We start from the raw sequence: 15,340 nt of genomic DNA, 5'->3' as shown, positions 1-15,340 counted from the left end.
TTAGCCCTTCTGTTTCGCGTTGTCCAGGCCGGGCCCGGCCGGCTTGTCGGCCCCGGCGATCCGCACCTTGCCGCCCGGCCGCAGGTTTTGCTTGCCGTCGACGATGATTTGCTCGCTGCCGCTCAAGCCGGAGACGGCGGCATGGTCGCCGAACGAGTGCAGCCGTTTGATGTTGACCACCTTGGCCGATTGGTCGCTATCGACCGTGTAGACGAAGGTGCCGCGCGTGTTGCTGATGATAGCGTTTTGCGGGATCACCGTCGCGTCTTTTATGACGTGCGAGACCAGCTGGGTGTTGACGTACTGGCCCGGCCACAGGCTGCTGCCCTTGTTGTCGAACTGCGCCTTGACGCGGATGACGCCGGCCACCGGATCGACGGTGTTGTCGATGAAGCTGAGCACGCCGTTGATTTCCTTGTCCGAGCCGCCCAGGGTGACCTTGACCGGCACCGCGCCGCGCTGCTTGGCCTCGAGCAGCGCGCCGAGCGCCGACTCCGGCAGCGTGAAGGCGACGTTGATCGGATCGAGCTGGGTGACGGTGGTCAGCGACGTCTCCAGCTGCACCAGGCTGCCCGGATAGACGTTGATGGCGCCGACCCGGCCCGTCATCGGCGCGCGGATGGCGGTGTAGCTGGCGTCGACGCCGACCGCGCGGGCGGCGGCGATGTCGGCCTCGAGCAGCGCGCGGGCCGATTCGACCTGGCTCTTGAGCGTGTCGACGGCGCCCTGGGCGACGAATTTCTGCTCCAGCAAATCCATCGCGCGCTGGTACTGGCGCTCGGCGTCGGCCAGGGTGGCGCGGTCGCGCGCGACCTGGGCCTGCGCCTTTTGCACGTTGGCGCGCTGGCTGCGGTCGTCGAGCGAGAACATCAGCTCGCCGGAGGTGACGAACTGCCCTTCCTTGATGTGCACCTTGGCGATGGTGCTGGTCGTTTGCGGATGCAGGTCGACCGAGCTGACCGGGGTGACCGTGCCGTTCGCTTGCAGCACGACGGCGACGTCGCGGCGCGTCGGCGCGACGACGCTGACGGTGGTCGGGCCCTGCGGGCCGTTGCCGTTCTTCGACTGGGCGCCGGCCTGGGCCGGGCCGGCGCCGCCGTGCGTCGCGTACCAGACGCCGCCGCCAAGGATCGCGATGGCGCCCACCACATATGCTAACGAAGATTTTTTCATTTTTTAAGCCAGGGTTTTACTGGTGAATGGACTGCTGAATGACTACTGAATGACTGCTGAATATTGCCTAGATGCATGAAGGCGAAGCATTGTCGCATGATTTTTGACCAAAACCCGCGCTTCGCGGCTACTTTGTGGCGCGCCGCTCACCGCACGGCGTAGAACTCGGGCACCACCAGGGTGACTTCCAGCCCGCCGTCGGCATGGTTGGCCAGCACCACGTTGGCGCCGTGCTGCTCGGCGATGTTGCGCGCGATCGTCAGGCCCAGGCCGGTGCCGCCGGACTCGCGCGAGCGCGACGTCTCGATGCGGTAGAACGGCTCGAACACGCGCGCCATTTGATCCTCCGGGATGCCGGGGCCGCCGTCGCGGATGCGGATGCGCGCCGCCCCCACCAGGCGCTCGACGGTGACGCTGGCGTGGTGGCCGTATTTGACGGCGTTGTCGATCAGGTTGACCAGGCAGCGGCGGATCGCCAGCGGCCGGCCCATTAGCGCCATGCCGGCCTTGCCGTTGAGCTCGACGGGCTGGCCGCTGTCGGTGGCGTCGCTGCAGACGCTGTCGAGCAGCGAGTCGAGGTCGAGCGCCTGCATGGTTTCGGTGGTGTCCATGCTGCGCGCCAGGTCCAGGCCCTCCTTGACCATCTGCTGCATGGCCGACAGGTCGTCGATCAGGCGCTGCTGCAGGTCGGGGTTGACGACCTTTTCCAGCCGCAGGCGCAGCCGCGTGAGCGGGGTTTGCAGGTCGTGGGTGATGGCCGCCAGCATTTGCGTGCGCTGCATGATGTGCTGGCGGATGCGCGCCTGCATGGCGTTGAAGGCGGCGCTGGCCTGGCGGATCTCGGCCGCGCCGCTGAGCACGACCGGCGGGTGGTTGATGTCGTTGCCCAGGTCCTTGGCCGCCTGCGCCAGCAGCTTGAGCGGACGCATCGTCATGCGCGTGACCAGGTAGGCCAGCACCGCGACGCTGAACAGGAAAGGCAGCAGCGCCAGCATCTCGCTGTACTCGGTGGCCGGCTTCTCCGGCGGCGGCAGGATCGACAGCTTGAGCAGTTCGCCGTCGCGCAGGCGCACCCGCATCGCCTCGCAGGCGCCGCCCCACTGCGACGGCGCGAAGATGTAGCTCTGGCGCGGCTGGTAGCAGGCCGCCGGACGCTCCTTCAGCGGCATCAGCTGGATGCCCTGGCCGAGGCGCTGCTGCAAGCGGGTCGAAAATTCGGTCGGGCCGGTGGTGTCGGCCAGCGGTTGGTCGGGGCGCTGCAGCAGGATGGTGCCGCGCGTGGCCATGCGCAGGTAGGTCGCGCGCGACGGCTCGCTGAGCGCCTCGGCGGTCGAGATCAACTGTTCGGCGCGCTCCATCGCGTGGAAGTCGCGGTAGCGCTCGAACGCGCGGGTGCGCTCGCCGACGGCCAGCCACTGGGTCAGCGCCGCCGAGGCGATGATGCCGAGCAGCAGGACGGTGAAGACCCGGCCGGTCATCGAGCCGAAGAAGGCTTTCAAGGGTGCGGCTCCACGGTGACCTGGCCGGCCAGCACGTAGCCGCCGTTGCGCACGGTCTTGATGATTTGCGGCACGCGCGCGTCCTCGCCCAGCTTTTGCCGCAGGCGGCTGATCTGGATGTCGATCGAGCGGTCGAACGGGTCGGCGTCGCGGCCCTGCGTCAGGTTCAGCAGCTGGTCGCGGTTGAGCACGCGGTTTGGATGTTCGAGGAACACCTTGAGCAGGCGGAACTCGGCGCCCGACAGCATGATGACGATGCCGTCCGGATTGAGCAGGTGGCGCGCGGTCAGGTCCAAGGTCCAATTGGAAAAGCGCATCTGCTGCGCCTTGTCGGCGCCGCCGCCGCTGGGCATGGCGTTGCTGCGGCGCAGGACGCTGCGGATGCGCGCCAGCAGCTCGCGCGGTTCGAACGGCTTGGGCAGGTAGTCGTCGGCGCCCATCTCGAGGCCGAGGATGCGGTCGAGCGGCTCGCCGCGCGCGGTCAGCATGATCACCGGCAGGGTCGACTGCGCGCGCAGTTTGCGGCACAGGGTCAGGCCGTCGTCGCCGGGCAGGTTGAGGTCGAGCACGACCAGGTCGGGTTTGGCTTCGTCGAGCATCTTCCACATCGCCACGCCGTCGGCGGCGCACAGCGCGCGGTAGCTGTTCGATTCCAGGTAGTCGGCCAGCAGGGTACGGATGTCGCGATCGTCGTCGACGATCAGAATAGTAGATGTGGGTTCCATGCCTTAATTATCCTTAGTTCGGACGCGCCTGACCAATCACCAATTGTATCGTCTTGTATATGGCGGACAAGGACAAGCGGTGGCCCGGCGGCGGCCTGCGCACCGGATAACAACGCGAAACATCTGGATACAAACACCATGGCACGGGAAACGTCACGGCAATCTTCGGCTGCGAAGATGGGTTCAAGCGCGACAACAAAACGCCGCGATACCGTGAATCACTGAACTACTCATCGATAAAGGAAATGACCATGAACGTACTTCGCAAAAGCATACTGATCGGTTTTACGGTGCTGGGCATGGCCGCCGCGCACGCCCAGGACACGGCGCCCGCCGCCGGCCCGGACAAGAGCGCGAATATGGAGCAGCGCCGCGCCAAGATGTCGGAGATGTACGCCAAGCGCCAGGCCAGGCTGCACGACCAGCTGAAGCTGACGACGCAGCAGGAATCGGCGTGGGCCAGCTACCAGGCGGCGATCAAGCCGTCGATGCCGGACGGGCCGCGTCCGCAGCGCGGCGAGTTCGCCAAGCTGACGGCGCCTGAGCGTTTAAGCAAGATGATCGAGATGACCAAGCAGCGCGAAGCGAAGATGGAAACGCACCTGGCGGCGCTGACGGCGTTCTACGGCCAGCTGACGCCGGAGCAGAAGAAGGTGTTCGACGAGCGCGGCATGGGCGGCAAGCGCGGCGGCCACGGCCAGCACGGCGGCTGGCGCCACCACGGCTGACGCAAACACCCACGGGGGTCAAGTCTGTCATTCGGACACGGCCCGAACAGTCGCCGGTGTTTCACGGCCGAGATTGTGTCCGAATGACAGACTTGACCCCGGGGTTACGGCCGAGATTGTGTCCGAATGACAGACTTGACCCCGGGGTTACCGGGGTTATGGAAACGCGCGGGACAGGGAAGTGTGGAACTGGCTGGCGTTCTGGTATCCGATCACGCGCGAGCCCGGTATTTCGTGGCCCTTGCCGTCGAACAGGATGATGCCCGGCGGTCCGAACAAGCCGAAGCGCTTCAGCATCGCCTTGTCGTCGGCGTCGTTGGCCGTCACGTCCACCTGCAGCAGCACGGTGGTGGCGAGCTTGTCGCGCACCTTGGCGTCGACGAAGGTGAGCTTCTCCATCTCCTTGCACGATACGCACCAATCCGCATAGAAATCCAGCATGGCGGTCTTGCCGCCGGTTTGCGCCAGCACCGCGTCCAGCTGCGCCACGGTCTTGATGCGCTGGAATGCCAGCGGCGTATGCCGGGTGCCGGTCAGGTGCGCCAGCGGCGCCAGCGGATCGCGTCCGCCGCTGACCACGCCGACCAGTTGCGTCAGCCCCAGCACCGCAACCACCACGCCCAACGTCTTGCCGACCCAGGCGCCGGAATTGAGCAGCAGGTACATGCCGTAGCCGACCAGCAGCGCGGCCCAGCCCATCATCTGCACCGCCGCCGGCAGCACCGGCGATACCAGCCACCACGCCATCGCCAGCATCAGCACGCCGAAGAAGCGCTTGACCGAATCCATCCACTTGCCGGCCTTGGGCAGCAGGGCGCCGGCCGAGACGCCGACCAAAATCAGCGGCACGCTCATGCCGACCGCCATCGCGAACAGCGCGGCGCCGCCGATGACGACGTCGCGCGTCTGGCTGATGTAGACCAGCGCGGCGGCCAGCGGCGCGGCCACGCACGGGCCGACGATCAGCGCCGAGATCGCGCCCATGATGAATACGCCGGCCAGCTTGCCCGACGATTGGCGGTTGGAGACGCCGCTTAATTTCGATTGCAGCGCGGCCGGCACTTGCAGGTCGTAGTAGCCGAACATCGACAGCGACAAAATCGCCATCAGCACGGCGAACGTGCCCAGCACCCACGGGTTTTGCAGCGCGGCGGACAAGCCCTCGCCCGCCAGGCCGGCGGCCACGCCGAGCGCGGTGTAGACGATGGCCATGCCCAGCGCGTAGGTGACAGACAGCAGCAGGCCGCGGCTGCGGTTGCCGCGGTCGCCCTCGCCGACGATGATCGACGACAGAATGGGCACCATCGGCAGCACGCACGGCGTGAACGACAGGCCCAGGCCGAGCAAGGCGAACAGCGGCAGGATCACCAGCAGGCTGCCGGTCTTGAGCGCCGCTTCCAGCCGGCCCGATTCGCCGACCGGCGCCGCCGCGACGGCCGCCGCCGGCGGCGCCGGCGGCACGATGTCCTCGGCGGTCGGCTTGGGGATGGTGTAGATGTTGACGCCGGGGCTGACGGCGGCCGGCTTGCCTTCGCCGACCGCGGCCGGGATGGCCGCCGCCGGCGTCGTCGTTGCGGTCGCCGCGGTCGTGGCGACGGCGGCCGTGGCCGCGCCCTTCGCGCCCGGCGCCGCCGGCAGCGGCACCGAGCCGCTGCCGGTCAGCTGCGCCTTGTAATCCTGCGGCGAGTAGCACAGGCCTTTTTCGGAGCAACCCTGGCCGCTGACGAGCAAGGTGAACGGCCCGTCGACGTCGACCGGTATCGTGATCGTGACGTTCTGGCGGTAGGTTTCGACATCCTTTTCGAAGGTGGCGTCGTAGTGGACTTTGCCGGCCGGGATCAGTGGCGTGCCGAGCCTGGCGCCGACGGCGCTGAACTTGAACGGTTCGCGGTACATGTAGTAGCCGTCGGCGATCTGGAAGTTGACCGCGATGGTGTGGCCGTCGACCATGCGCGCGGAGAACTTGAACGCCGCTGCGGGATCGAGGAAGTCCTGGGCGCGGGCGTGGCCGGTCGACAGCACGGCGATCAGGGACAACAGCGTGGCAAAAAGACGGGCGAAACGAAACATGAAAACCTTCTATCAGCGGTGATGGTCGTTGGAGCAAACGCGATAGTACACCGAGCCGTGCTTTCCCGCCCGCGCCCGGCCGGGTGGCAGGCGGCCGGGCGCGGCGAATTCACCGGCGGCGCCGTTTTGTGCGAAACTCAATCTTTGCCCACCTGGAGCCCACTCCGATGCCTACGCTACGCCCCTTGCTGTTTTCCGCTTTGGCGCTGGCCGCCGTCCCGACCCTGGCGCAAGCGCCGGCCGAGGCGCTGGCCGCCGTGTCCGCCGATGATTTGCTGACCCACATCAAGACGTTGGCGTCCGACGAATTCGAGGGCCGCGCCCCGGGCTCGCCCGGCGAGGCGAAAACGGTGGCGTATCTGGAGCAGGAATTCAGGAAGCTGGGGCTGAAACCGGGCAATCCGAACGGCGGCTGGGTGCAGCCGGTGCCGATGCGCGGCATGACGCCGACGCCGTCGTTCAGCTACACGATCGGCGGCAAGACCGTGGCGCTCGATTTCCCGGAAGACTATGTCGCCCATTCGACCAGCCAGCCGGCCAGGGTGGCCGTCGACCGGTCCGAGATCGTATTCGTCGGCTACGGCGTGCAGGCGCCGGAATACGGCTGGGACGACTACAAGGGCGTCGACGTGCGCGGCAAGACGATCCTGATGCTGATCAACGATCCGGCCGTGCCCGACCCGAAGAATCCGGCCGAACTGGACCCGGCCATGTTCAAGGGCAAGGCGATGACCTATTACGGCCGCTGGACCTACAAGTATGAAATCGCCGCCAAGCTGGGCGCGGCGGCGGCGATCATCATCCACGAGACCAAGCCGGCGGCCTACCCGTGGGACGTGGTGCGCAGCGGCGGCAACAGCGAGAACTTCAGCCTGCTGCGCGACGGCCCCGATCCGGACGCGCCGGCGGTGCCGGGCTGGATCCAGCTCGACAAGGCGAAGGCGATGATGGCGGCCGCCGGCTACGATTTCGACACGCTCAAACGGCAGGCGCTGACCAAGGGCTTCCGTCCGGTCAGCCTGAAGGGCACGGCCAGCTTCAAGATCGACAACACGGCGCGCACCGTCAACTCCAACAACGTGGTGGCGATGATCCCGGGCAGCGATCCGAAGCTGAAGGATGAATTCGTCATCTACAGCGCCCACTGGGACCATCTGGGCATCGACGCGCGCCTGCCCGGCGAACGGACCAGGCAGATCTATCACGGCGCGCTCGACAACGCCTCCGGCGTGGCCGCGCTGATGGAGATCGCCAAGGCCTACAAGGCGCTGCCGCCGGCGCAGGCGCCGAAGCGCTCGATCCTGTTCCTGGCGACCACCGCCGAGGAGCGCGGCCTGCTGGGCGCGAAGTACTACGCCGCCCATCCGCTGTATCCGTTGAAGAAGACGGTCGCCAACATCAACATCGACGGCATCAACGCCTGGGGCAAGACCGCACAGATCGAGAACGTGACGTCGGGACATTCGAGCATCGACGCCTTGCTGGCCAAGTACGCCAAGACCCAGGGCCGCGTGATGGACGGCGATTCGCGCCCCGAGCTGGGCAGCTTCTACCGCGCCGACCAGCTGGAGTTCGCCCGCGCCGGCGTGCCGGTGCTGTACACCAAGGCGCGCAGCCGCTATCTGGACAAGCCGGAAAACTACGCGCGCGAGAAGGTCGATTATTACTTCTCGAACGATTACCACCAGGTGACCGACGACTTCCGCGACGATTGGGATTTCCGCGGCGGCGTGCAGGATATCCAGCTGCTGTTCCAGGTGGGGCTGGACATCGCGCGGGGCGTGACGCCGACGTGGAACGCCGGCTCGGAGTTCAAGGCGGCCGGCGACAAGCGCCTGGAATAAAGTCGATCAACCGTCGCCCAATAAAAAAGCCAGGCTAAGCCTGGCTTTTTCTAGACAACGACAACAACAGCGAAGATTACTCTTCAGCGGTTGGAGCGGCGTCGATGTCGGTGACTTCTGGACGGTCCATCAGCTCGACGTAAGCCATTGGAGCGTTGTCGCCAACACGGAAACCCATTTTCAGGATGCGCAGGTAGCCGCCGTTGCGGTTTGCGTAGCGTGGGCCCAGTTCTGCGAACAGCTTCAGAACCATTTCACGATCGCGCAGACGGGAGAATGCCAGACGCTTGTTTGCCAGGGTATCGGTCTTGCCCAGGGTCAGGATCGGCTCGATCACGCGACGCAGTTCTTTCGCTTTTGGCAGCGTGGTTTTGATGGCTTCATGACGCAGCAGGGAAACGGTCATGTTGCGCAGCATTGCCAGACGGTGGGACGAGGTACGATTCAGTTTACGGAGGCCGTGACGGTGACGCATGGTACTTCCTTTCAGGTGTTTAAATCCGAGTTCTTCGATCGCTCACGTGTGACGGCGGGCGCGGACCGGTTCTAGGGATATACGCCCGCTACAACATGTAGCGGGCGGGTACAGCAAAATGCTCAACAGTTGGTAACGGGGCAGAACATCGCTACGCGATGTCCGGCACCGTCGCCCAATCTAGTCAGTTGGTAACGGAGCAGAACATCGCTGCGCAATGTCCAGCACCGTCACCCAAGTTGTTACTTCTCCAGACCAGCAGGCGGCCAGTTTTCCAGCTTCATGCCCAGGGTCAGGCCGCGGGAAGCCAGGACTTCCTTGATTTCGTTCAGGGACTTGCGGCCCAGGTTCGGCGTCTTGAGCAGTTCGTTTTCCGAACGCTGGATCAGGTCGCCGATGTAGTAGATGTTTTCCGCTTTCAGGCAGTTGGCCGAACGCACGGTCAGTTCCAGGTCGTCCACTGGACGCAGCAGGATCGGATCGACCAGCGGCGCGCGCGATGGCGCTTCGGCGGCGGCTTCGGTGCCTTCCAGGGCGGCGAACACGTTCAACTGGTCGACCAGCACGCGCGCCGACTGGCGGATCGCTTCTTCCGGCGAGATGACGCCGTTGGTTTCGATGTTGATGATCAGCTTGTCCAGGTCGGTACGCTGTTCCACGCGAGCGGACTCGACGAAGTAGGAAACGCGGCGCACCGGCGAGAACGACGCATCCAGAATGATGCGGCCGATGGTTTTGTTGGTGTCTTCGGACAGGCGGCGAACGTTGCCCGGCACATAGCCACGGCCTTTTTCAACCTTGATCTGCATGTCCAGTTTGCCGCCGGCGGTCAGGTGGGCGATCACGTGGTCCGGATTGATCAGTTCCACGTCGTGTGGCAGATCGATGTCCGAGGCCAGGATGGCGCCTTCGCCTTCCTTTTTCAGGGTCAGGGTGACGGAGTCACGGTTGTGGACTTTGAAGACCACGCCCTTGAGGTTCAGCAGCAGGTCGACGACGTCTTCCTGCACGCCGTCGAGCGACGAGTATTCGTGCACGACGCCGGCGATCGTCACTTCGGTAGGCGCGTAGCCGACCATCGACGACAGCAGCACGCGACGCAGCGCATTACCCAATGTATGGCCATAGCCGCGTTCGAACGGCTCCATCACTACTTTAGCGTGGCCGGCGCCGAGCGCCTCTACATCGATAATACGTGGCTTCAACAAACTGTTTTGCATGAAATGTCCTTTTCAATACCCTCGGCGCGTTAGGCCGATAAGGCTGATGGCATTAGTAAAAACGCCCACTCGATCGAGTGGGCATCATTTTTTGCTACGAACTACGATTAACGCGAGTACAGTTCGACGATCAGCGATTCGTTGACGTCGTTGGCGATCTCGTTACGCTCTGGCAGGGACTTGAAGGTGCCTTCCATTTTCTTGGCATCGACCGACACCCAGCTTGGCATGCCGACTTGTTCGGCCAGCGACAGCGCTTCAACGATACGCACTTGCTTCTTCGACTTTTCGCGCACGGCAACGACGTCGCCGACCTTGACCGAGTACGAAGCGATGTTGACCACTTGGCCGTTCACGGTGAACGCTTTGTGCGATACCAGCTGACGCGCTTCGGCGCGGGTCGAGCCGAAGCCCATGCGGTATGCAACGTTGTCCAGGCGGGTTTCCAGCAGCTTCAGCAGGGTTTCGCCGGTGTTACCCTTGCGACGGTCCGCTTCGGCGAAGTAGCGACGGAACTGGCGTTCCAGCACGCCGTACATACGCTTGACTTTTTGCTTTTCGCGCAATTGGTTGCCGTAGTCCGAGGTGCGGGCACCCGACTTGACGCCGTGCTGGCCTGGTTTGACGTCCAGTTTGCACTTGCTGTCGAGCGAGCGGCGTGCGCTCTTCAGGAACAGGTCAGTACCTTCACGGCGGGAGAGTTTTGCTTTAGGTCCGATATAACGTGCCACGATGCTTCCTTTTTATAAATAATAACGCCCCAGCCACAGACGGGAATTCCCGGATTGCGGTTAGGCGCTAGTCTGATCCTCAGGGTGGGCCAGACGGTGGCTTAAATACGAATAACCCGCCGAATGTGTTCGACAGGCGACAACAGCCGGGCAGTATAACCGTTTCCGGCCTTCTGCTCCAGCGATTTCTGACAACGGGAAGGAGGCGAAGCGAACTTCGCCGCCGACCGCGTTATTAGATACGACGACGTTTTGGAGGACGGCAGCCGTTGTGCGGTACTGGGGTAACGTCCTGGATCTCGGTGATCTTGATGCCCAGGTTGTTCAGTGCGCGCACTGCGGATTCGCGACCAGGACCTGGGCCCTTGATACGCACTTCCAGGTTCTTGACGCCGCATTCAACAGCGACTTTACCAGCCGCTTCAGCCGCAACCTGCGCTGCGAACGGGGTCGATTTACGCGAACCCTTGAAGCCAGCACCACCGGAGGTCGCCCACGACAGAGCGTTGCCCTGGCGGTCGGTGATGGTGATGATGGTGTTGTTGAAGGAAGCGTGAACGTGCGCGATACCTTCGGCGACGTTCTTCTTGACCTTCTTGCGTACGCGCGCTGCTGCTGCGCTGCTTTGTTGCTTAGCCATGTGATTTCCCTAGATTATTTCTTGAGCGATTGAGCGGCTTTGCGCGGGCCCTTGCGGGTACGTGCATTGGTGCGGGTGCGCTGACCGCGGACCGGCAGGCCCTTACGGTGACGCATGCCGCGGTAGCAACCCAGATCCATCAAACGCTTGATGTTCATGGACAGTTCGCGGCGCAGGTCGCCTTCGACGATGAATTTAGCTACTTCATCGCGCAGCTTTTCCAGCTCGCTGTCGTCCAGATCCTTGACCTTTTTATCGGTCGCAATACCCGTCGCGGCGCAGATGAACTTTGCGCGTGGGCGGCCTACACCGTAGATGGCCGTCAGGCCGATAACGGTGTGCTGATGATTTGGGATATTAACCCCTGCAATACGTGCCATTCGTTATTCCTCGATAAATAACGGTTATTAACCTTGACGCTGCTTGTGACGCGGTTCGACGCAGATTACGCGAACGACGCCCTTGCGCTTGATGATCTTGCAGTTGCGGCAGATCCGCTTGACTGAGGCGTTAACTTTCATTTTGCTCTCTCTTTGGTTAGTTACTTGGTCCGGAACACGATGCGTGCTCGGCTCAGATCGTAAGGTGTCAGTTCGACCGTCACCTTGTCGCCAGGAAGAATGCGGATATAGTTCATCCGCATTTTACCCGAAATATGCCCGAGCACCACGTGTCCGTTTTCCAGCTTTACTCGAAATGTTGCATTAGGGAGATTCTCAAGAATCTCGCCCTGCATCTGTATGACGTCGTCTTTTGCCATTCGGTATGTTTACCGCGCTTATCGCGTCGGAATTCCGCCTTTGAAATTTGCTTTGCGCAGCAGCGATTCATATTGCTGCGACATCACGTAGTTTTGTACTTGGGCCATGAAATCCATGGTCACAACCACAATAATCAACAGAGAAGTACCACCAAAATAAAACGGTACCTTCCACTCGGCTACCATGAATTCCGGCAACAAACACACCAAAGTGATGTAGATGGCGCCAGCCAGTGTCAAACGTGTCAGGATCTTGTCGATGTAACGGGCAGTCTGCTCACCGGGACGTATCCCTGGCACAAAGGCCCCGCTCTTCTTCAAGTTATCCGCTGTTTCCTTGCTGTTGAAGACCAGCGCCGTATAGAAGAAACAGAAAAACACGATCGCAATGGCATACAACAGTGCGTGGATGGGCTCGCCTGGCCCCATCGATGCTGCCAAATCTTTCAGGAACCGGACGACAGGGTTGGCCGTGTCGGCGCCCTGCGTGAACCAGCCCACGATCGTTGCCGGGAACAAGATAATCGACGAAGCGAAAATCGGTGGGATCACGCCGGCCATGTTCAACTTCAATGGCAGGTGCGACGTTTGTCCACCGTAAATCTTGTTGCCCACCTGGCGTTTGGCGTAGTTCACCAGAATCTTGCGCTGGCCACGCTCGACAAACACCACGAAGAACGTCACCGCCACCACCAGGATCATGATGATGATCGCCGAGAACGCGCCGATCGAACCGTTGCTCACCGAGGCACCCAAACCGCCCAGCGCGCTCGGCAGACCTGCCGCGATACCCGCGAAGATGATGATCGAGATGCCGTTGCCCAGGCCGCGTTCGGTGATCTGCTCGCCGAGCCACATGACGAACATGGTGCCGGTCAGCAGGGTGACCACGGTCACGAAGCGGAACGCGTAGCCGGGATCGAGCACCAGACCGGGCTGCGACTCCAGCGCCACGGCGATCGACAACGCTTGGAACAGCGCCAGCACGACCGTGAAATACCGGGTGTACTGGGTGATCTTGCGACGGCCCGATTCGCCCTCTTTCTTCAGCGCTTCCATCTGCGGCGACACGATCGACACCAGTTGCATGATGATCGAGGCCGAGATGTAAGGCGTGATACCCAGCGCAAAGACTGTGAAGCGCGCCAGAGCGCCACCGCTGAACATGTTCAACATGCCCAGGATGCCGCCCTCTTGCGACTTGAACAGCGCGGCCAATTGTACCGGATCGATCCCGGGAACCGGGATGTGAGCGCCGATACGATAAACCACCAATGCACCAAGCAAGAACCAGAGCCGGTTCCAAGGGAACCCGGCTGCCGCACTTTTAGCCAATTGTGGATTAGTCGCCAATTTTCGCTCCGATCAAGCTGTTAGCGGTCAACTCAGGCTACCGAGCCGCCGGCTGCTTCGATGGCCGCTTTCGCGCCAGCGGTCACTTTCAGGCCTTTGAGGTTCACCGCTTTGGTGATCTCGCCGGACAGAATGACGCGCACGTCGCGGGCCAGCACAGCCAATACGCCGGCTTGCTTGAGCACCAGGATGTCGACGTCGCCGACCGGCAGGTTGTTCAGGTCGGACAGGCGCACTTCAGCTTTGAAGGTGGCGTTGAGCGACTTGAAACCGCGCTTAGGCAGACGGCGTTGCAGAGGCATCTGACCGCCTTCGAAACCGACTTTGTGGAAGCCGCCCGAACGCGATTTTTGACCCTTGTGACCACGGCCCGAGGTTTTACCCAGACCGGAGCCGATACCGCGGCCGACGCGACGCTTGTAGTGCTTGGCGCCATCGGCTGGTTGAATGGTATTCAGTTCCATGATTTCTCCGTGTGTAAGCCCGGGGGCTTACGCAACTACTTTAACGAGGTACGATACTTTGTTGATCATGCCGCGCACGGATGGGGTGTCTTGCAGCTCGGAGACCGAGTTGACACGACGCAGGCCCAGACCGCGGACGGTGGCACGGTGGTCTTCACGCGTGCCGATCAAGCCCTTGACCAATTGTACTTTGACGGTTTTGGTTGTCATAACGTTCACCTTAGCCCAGGATTTCTTCTACCGACTTGCCGCGTTTCGCAGCAATTTCAGCAGGAGTACTCATTTTTGCCAGACCATCCAGCGTTGCACGGACCAGGTTGTACGGGTTGCTCGAGCCGGTGGATTTCGCCACGACGTCGGTCACGCCCATTACTTCGAAGATCGCGCGCATGGCGCCGCCGGCGATGACGCCGGTACCCGGTTTCGCAGGCGACATCATCACTTTCGATGCGCCGTGACGGCCGGTGACGGTGTGCTGCAGCGTGCCGTTTTTCAGGTTGACCTTGATCAGGTTGCGACGGGCTTCTTCCATTGCCTTTTGCACACCGACCGGTACCTCTTTCGACTTGCCCTTGCCCATGCCGATGCGGCCATCGCCGTCACCAACCACGGTCAGCGCGGCGAAACCCATGATACGACCACCCTTGACCACTTTGGTCACGCGGTTGATCGCGATCATTTTTTCGCGCATGCCGTCATCCGGCTTGTCGCTTGCCATTTTTGCTTGCATTTTTGCCATGATCGTTCCTTAGAACTTCAGACCGGCTTCGCGCGCGGCTTCTGCCAGCGCCTTCACACGGCCGTGGTAACGGAAACCGGAGCGGTCGAACGCGACTTCGGTAATCCCTGCTTTCAGTGCTTTCTCTGCGACGCGCTTGCCGACGATCGCGGCGGCGGCGGCGTTGCCACCCTTGCCCGATTTGCCAGCCAGTTCGTTGCGCACTTCGACTTCTGCCGTGGAGGCCGATACCAGTACTTTGGCATCCGGCGAGATCAGGTTCGCGTAGATATGCAGGTTAGTGCGGTGTACCGACAGGCGGTTCACTTTCTGTTGCGCGATCTTGATCCGGGTTTGGCGTCCGCGGCGCAGACGTGATTCTTTCTTGTCCATCGTCAGCCCCTAGTTACTTCTTCTTGGTTTCTTTGATCTTAACCACTTCGTCCGCATAGCGAACACCCTTGCCTTTATAAGGCTCTGGGGAGCGGTAAGCGCGAACTTCAGCAGCCACTTGGCCCACTTGCTGACGGTCGATCCCTTTGATGATGATCTCCGTCGGCGTTGCGGTGGCGCAGGTGACGCCGGCTGGCATCGAGTGCACGACAGGATGCGAGAAGCCCAGCGACAGATTCAGCTTGTCGCCCTGCGCTTGCGCCTTGTAACCCACACCGACCAGGTTCAGCTTTTTCTCGAAACCCTTGGTGACGCCGGTGACCATGTTGTTGACCAGGGCGCGCAGCGTGCCGGACATGGCATTGGCTTCGCGGCTGTCATCGGCCGGGACGAAATTGAGGGTTCCTTCTTTGTTTTCCACTTTGACCTGGCCGTTGAGGACCTGGGTCAAGACGCCCAACGGGCCCTTGACAGTGATCGCTTGCGCGGAGATGGCGACATCAGCGCCAGCTGGCACAGCGATTGGCATTTTAGCTACACGAGACAT

At 62.4% G+C, this 15,340-nt stretch carries 19 protein-coding genes; 2 read left to right on the top strand and 17 right to left on the bottom strand.

All coding sequences use genetic code 11. From position 1 onward, the window contains the following. From BMX85_RS26540 to BMX85_RS26530, 3 genes are all read right to left on the bottom strand, one after another. Positions 1 to 1,173, bottom strand: coding sequence for an efflux RND transporter periplasmic adaptor subunit (locus BMX85_RS26540; RefSeq protein ID WP_090325928.1), 1,173 nt, complete (start codon positions 1,171 to 1,173; stop codon positions 1 to 3). Between the two features lie 146 nt (positions 1,174 to 1,319). Continuing rightward, positions 1,320 to 2,672, bottom strand: coding sequence for an ATP-binding protein (locus BMX85_RS26535; protein ID WP_090325926.1), 1,353 nt, complete (start codon positions 2,670 to 2,672; stop codon positions 1,320 to 1,322). Further along, positions 2,669 to 3,397 carry a response regulator gene (locus tag BMX85_RS26530; protein ID WP_090325920.1) on the bottom strand — a complete coding sequence of 243 codons (729 nt, stop codon included), beginning with the start codon at positions 3,395 to 3,397 and terminating at the stop codon, positions 2,669 to 2,671. The genes BMX85_RS26535 and BMX85_RS26530 overlap by 4 nt, the downstream gene beginning before the upstream one ends. Before the next feature lie 251 nt (positions 3,398 to 3,648). Here BMX85_RS26530 and BMX85_RS26525 point away from each other — a divergent pair, with 251 nt between their 5' ends. Next, a complete protein-coding gene (locus BMX85_RS26525) occupies positions 3,649 to 4,125 on the top strand; it encodes a Spy/CpxP family protein refolding chaperone (RefSeq protein WP_090326135.1) in 477 nt (158 codons plus the stop codon). 156 nt (positions 4,126 to 4,281) lie between these two features. Here the strand turns inward: BMX85_RS26525 and dsbD are convergent, their stop codons facing one another. Further along, positions 4,282 to 6,195, bottom strand: a complete 1,914-nt coding sequence (gene dsbD, locus BMX85_RS26520) for a protein-disulfide reductase DsbD (RefSeq protein WP_090325917.1) — start codon at positions 6,193 to 6,195, stop codon at positions 4,282 to 4,284. A gap of 167 nt (positions 6,196 to 6,362) precedes the next feature. Here dsbD and BMX85_RS26515 point away from each other — a divergent pair, with 167 nt between their 5' ends. Then, on the top strand, positions 6,363 to 8,039 hold the full coding sequence (locus BMX85_RS26515) for a M28 family peptidase (RefSeq protein ID WP_090325913.1): 1,677 nt from the start codon (positions 6,363 to 6,365) through the stop codon (positions 8,037 to 8,039). 76 nt (positions 8,040 to 8,115) lie between these two features. Here BMX85_RS26515 and rplQ read toward each other — a convergent pair whose 3' ends face one another. The 13 genes from rplQ to rplF form a co-directional block, all read right to left on the bottom strand. Continuing rightward, complete coding sequence (gene rplQ / locus BMX85_RS26510; RefSeq protein WP_090325907.1) at positions 8,116 to 8,514, bottom strand: 50S ribosomal protein L17; 399 nt, start codon at positions 8,512 to 8,514, stop codon at positions 8,116 to 8,118. Positions 8,515 to 8,756: 242 nt separating this feature from the next. Next, a complete protein-coding gene (locus BMX85_RS26505) occupies positions 8,757 to 9,734 on the bottom strand; it encodes a DNA-directed RNA polymerase subunit alpha (RefSeq protein WP_008444343.1) in 978 nt (325 codons plus the stop codon). Positions 9,735 to 9,841: 107 nt separating this feature from the next. Then, the gene (rpsD, locus tag BMX85_RS26500; RefSeq protein WP_090325903.1) at positions 9,842 to 10,465 is read right to left on the bottom strand and encodes a 30S ribosomal protein S4; all 624 of its coding nucleotides are present in this window, start codon (positions 10,463 to 10,465) and stop codon (positions 9,842 to 9,844) included. Positions 10,466 to 10,700: 235 nt separating this feature from the next. Further along, positions 10,701 to 11,105, bottom strand: a complete 405-nt coding sequence (rpsK, locus tag BMX85_RS26495; protein ID WP_008444339.1) for a 30S ribosomal protein S11 — start codon at positions 11,103 to 11,105, stop codon at positions 10,701 to 10,703. Positions 11,106 to 11,119: 14 nt separating this feature from the next. Next, on the bottom strand, positions 11,120 to 11,485 hold the full coding sequence (gene rpsM, locus BMX85_RS26490; RefSeq protein WP_019923475.1) for a 30S ribosomal protein S13: 366 nt from the start codon (positions 11,483 to 11,485) through the stop codon (positions 11,120 to 11,122). Between the two features lie 27 nt (positions 11,486 to 11,512). Beyond that, positions 11,513 to 11,626: a 50S ribosomal protein L36 gene (gene rpmJ, locus BMX85_RS26485; protein ID WP_005663407.1), complete on the bottom strand. Its 114-nt coding sequence runs from the start codon at positions 11,624 to 11,626 to the stop codon at positions 11,513 to 11,515. Between the two features lie 20 nt (positions 11,627 to 11,646). Then, a complete protein-coding gene (gene infA / locus BMX85_RS26480; protein WP_005663428.1) occupies positions 11,647 to 11,865 on the bottom strand; it encodes a translation initiation factor IF-1 in 219 nt (72 codons plus the stop codon). A gap of 18 nt (positions 11,866 to 11,883) precedes the next feature. Beyond that, complete coding sequence (gene secY / locus BMX85_RS26475; RefSeq protein WP_090325898.1) at positions 11,884 to 13,218, bottom strand: preprotein translocase subunit SecY; 1,335 nt, start codon at positions 13,216 to 13,218, stop codon at positions 11,884 to 11,886. Positions 13,219 to 13,250: 32 nt separating this feature from the next. Next, positions 13,251 to 13,682, bottom strand: coding sequence for a 50S ribosomal protein L15 (rplO, locus tag BMX85_RS26470; protein ID WP_090325894.1), 432 nt, complete (start codon positions 13,680 to 13,682; stop codon positions 13,251 to 13,253). 27 nt (positions 13,683 to 13,709) lie between these two features. Then, positions 13,710 to 13,892: a 50S ribosomal protein L30 gene (gene rpmD, locus BMX85_RS26465; RefSeq protein WP_090325890.1), complete on the bottom strand. Its 183-nt coding sequence runs from the start codon at positions 13,890 to 13,892 to the stop codon at positions 13,710 to 13,712. Between the two features lie 10 nt (positions 13,893 to 13,902). Continuing rightward, complete coding sequence (rpsE, locus tag BMX85_RS26460; RefSeq protein WP_026334874.1) at positions 13,903 to 14,421, bottom strand: 30S ribosomal protein S5; 519 nt, start codon at positions 14,419 to 14,421, stop codon at positions 13,903 to 13,905. A 9-nt stretch (positions 14,422 to 14,430) separates the two neighbouring features. Beyond that, on the bottom strand, positions 14,431 to 14,793 hold the full coding sequence (gene rplR / locus BMX85_RS26455) for a 50S ribosomal protein L18 (RefSeq protein WP_090325886.1): 363 nt from the start codon (positions 14,791 to 14,793) through the stop codon (positions 14,431 to 14,433). A 13-nt stretch (positions 14,794 to 14,806) separates the two neighbouring features. Then, the gene (gene rplF, locus BMX85_RS26450) at positions 14,807 to 15,340 is read right to left on the bottom strand and encodes a 50S ribosomal protein L6 (protein ID WP_090325882.1); all 534 of its coding nucleotides are present in this window, start codon (positions 15,338 to 15,340) and stop codon (positions 14,807 to 14,809) included.

Source organism: Duganella sp. CF517, from assembly GCF_900110275.1.
In the GTDB taxonomy this organism is placed as follows: domain Bacteria; phylum Pseudomonadota; class Gammaproteobacteria; order Burkholderiales; family Burkholderiaceae_D; genus Rugamonas.
This window is presented reverse-complemented; position numbering and strand designations above follow the sequence as displayed.

What these genes read in the sequence shown, in the direction of transcription:
- rpsK (WP_008444339.1), bottom strand. Translation starts at nt 11,105, where the DNA reads ATGGCTAAGCAACAAAGCAGCGCAGCAGCAGCGCGCGTACGCAAGAAG.
- rplF (WP_090325882.1), bottom strand. Translation starts at nt 15,340, where the DNA reads ATGTCTCGTGTAGCTAAAATGCCAATCGCTGTGCCAGCTGGCGCTGAT.
- BMX85_RS26530 (WP_090325920.1), bottom strand. Translation starts at nt 3,397, where the DNA reads ATGGAACCCACATCTACTATTCTGATCGTCGACGACGATCGCGACATC.
- rpmJ (WP_005663407.1), bottom strand. Translation starts at nt 11,626, where the DNA reads ATGAAAGTTAACGCCTCAGTCAAGCGGATCTGCCGCAACTGCAAGATC.
- BMX85_RS26540 (WP_090325928.1), bottom strand. Translation starts at nt 1,173, where the DNA reads ATGAAAAAATCTTCGTTAGCATATGTGGTGGGCGCCATCGCGATCCTT.
- BMX85_RS26525 (WP_090326135.1), top strand. Translation starts at nt 3,649, where the DNA reads ATGAACGTACTTCGCAAAAGCATACTGATCGGTTTTACGGTGCTGGGC.
- BMX85_RS26505 (WP_008444343.1), bottom strand. Translation starts at nt 9,734, where the DNA reads ATGCAAAACAGTTTGTTGAAGCCACGTATTATCGATGTAGAGGCGCTC.
- rpsM (WP_019923475.1), bottom strand. Translation starts at nt 11,485, where the DNA reads ATGGCACGTATTGCAGGGGTTAATATCCCAAATCATCAGCACACCGTT.
- rplR (WP_090325886.1), bottom strand. Translation starts at nt 14,793, where the DNA reads ATGGACAAGAAAGAATCACGTCTGCGCCGCGGACGCCAAACCCGGATC.
- BMX85_RS26515 (WP_090325913.1), top strand. Translation starts at nt 6,363, where the DNA reads ATGCCTACGCTACGCCCCTTGCTGTTTTCCGCTTTGGCGCTGGCCGCC.
- rplO (WP_090325894.1), bottom strand. Translation starts at nt 13,682, where the DNA reads ATGGAACTGAATACCATTCAACCAGCCGATGGCGCCAAGCACTACAAG.
- dsbD (WP_090325917.1), bottom strand. Translation starts at nt 6,195, where the DNA reads ATGTTTCGTTTCGCCCGTCTTTTTGCCACGCTGTTGTCCCTGATCGCC.
- rplQ (WP_090325907.1), bottom strand. Translation starts at nt 8,514, where the DNA reads ATGCGTCACCGTCACGGCCTCCGTAAACTGAATCGTACCTCGTCCCAC.
- rpmD (WP_090325890.1), bottom strand. Translation starts at nt 13,892, where the DNA reads ATGACAACCAAAACCGTCAAAGTACAATTGGTCAAGGGCTTGATCGGC.
- infA (WP_005663428.1), bottom strand. Translation starts at nt 11,865, where the DNA reads ATGGCAAAAGACGACGTCATACAGATGCAGGGCGAGATTCTTGAGAAT.
- rpsE (WP_026334874.1), bottom strand. Translation starts at nt 14,421, where the DNA reads ATGGCAAAAATGCAAGCAAAAATGGCAAGCGACAAGCCGGATGACGGC.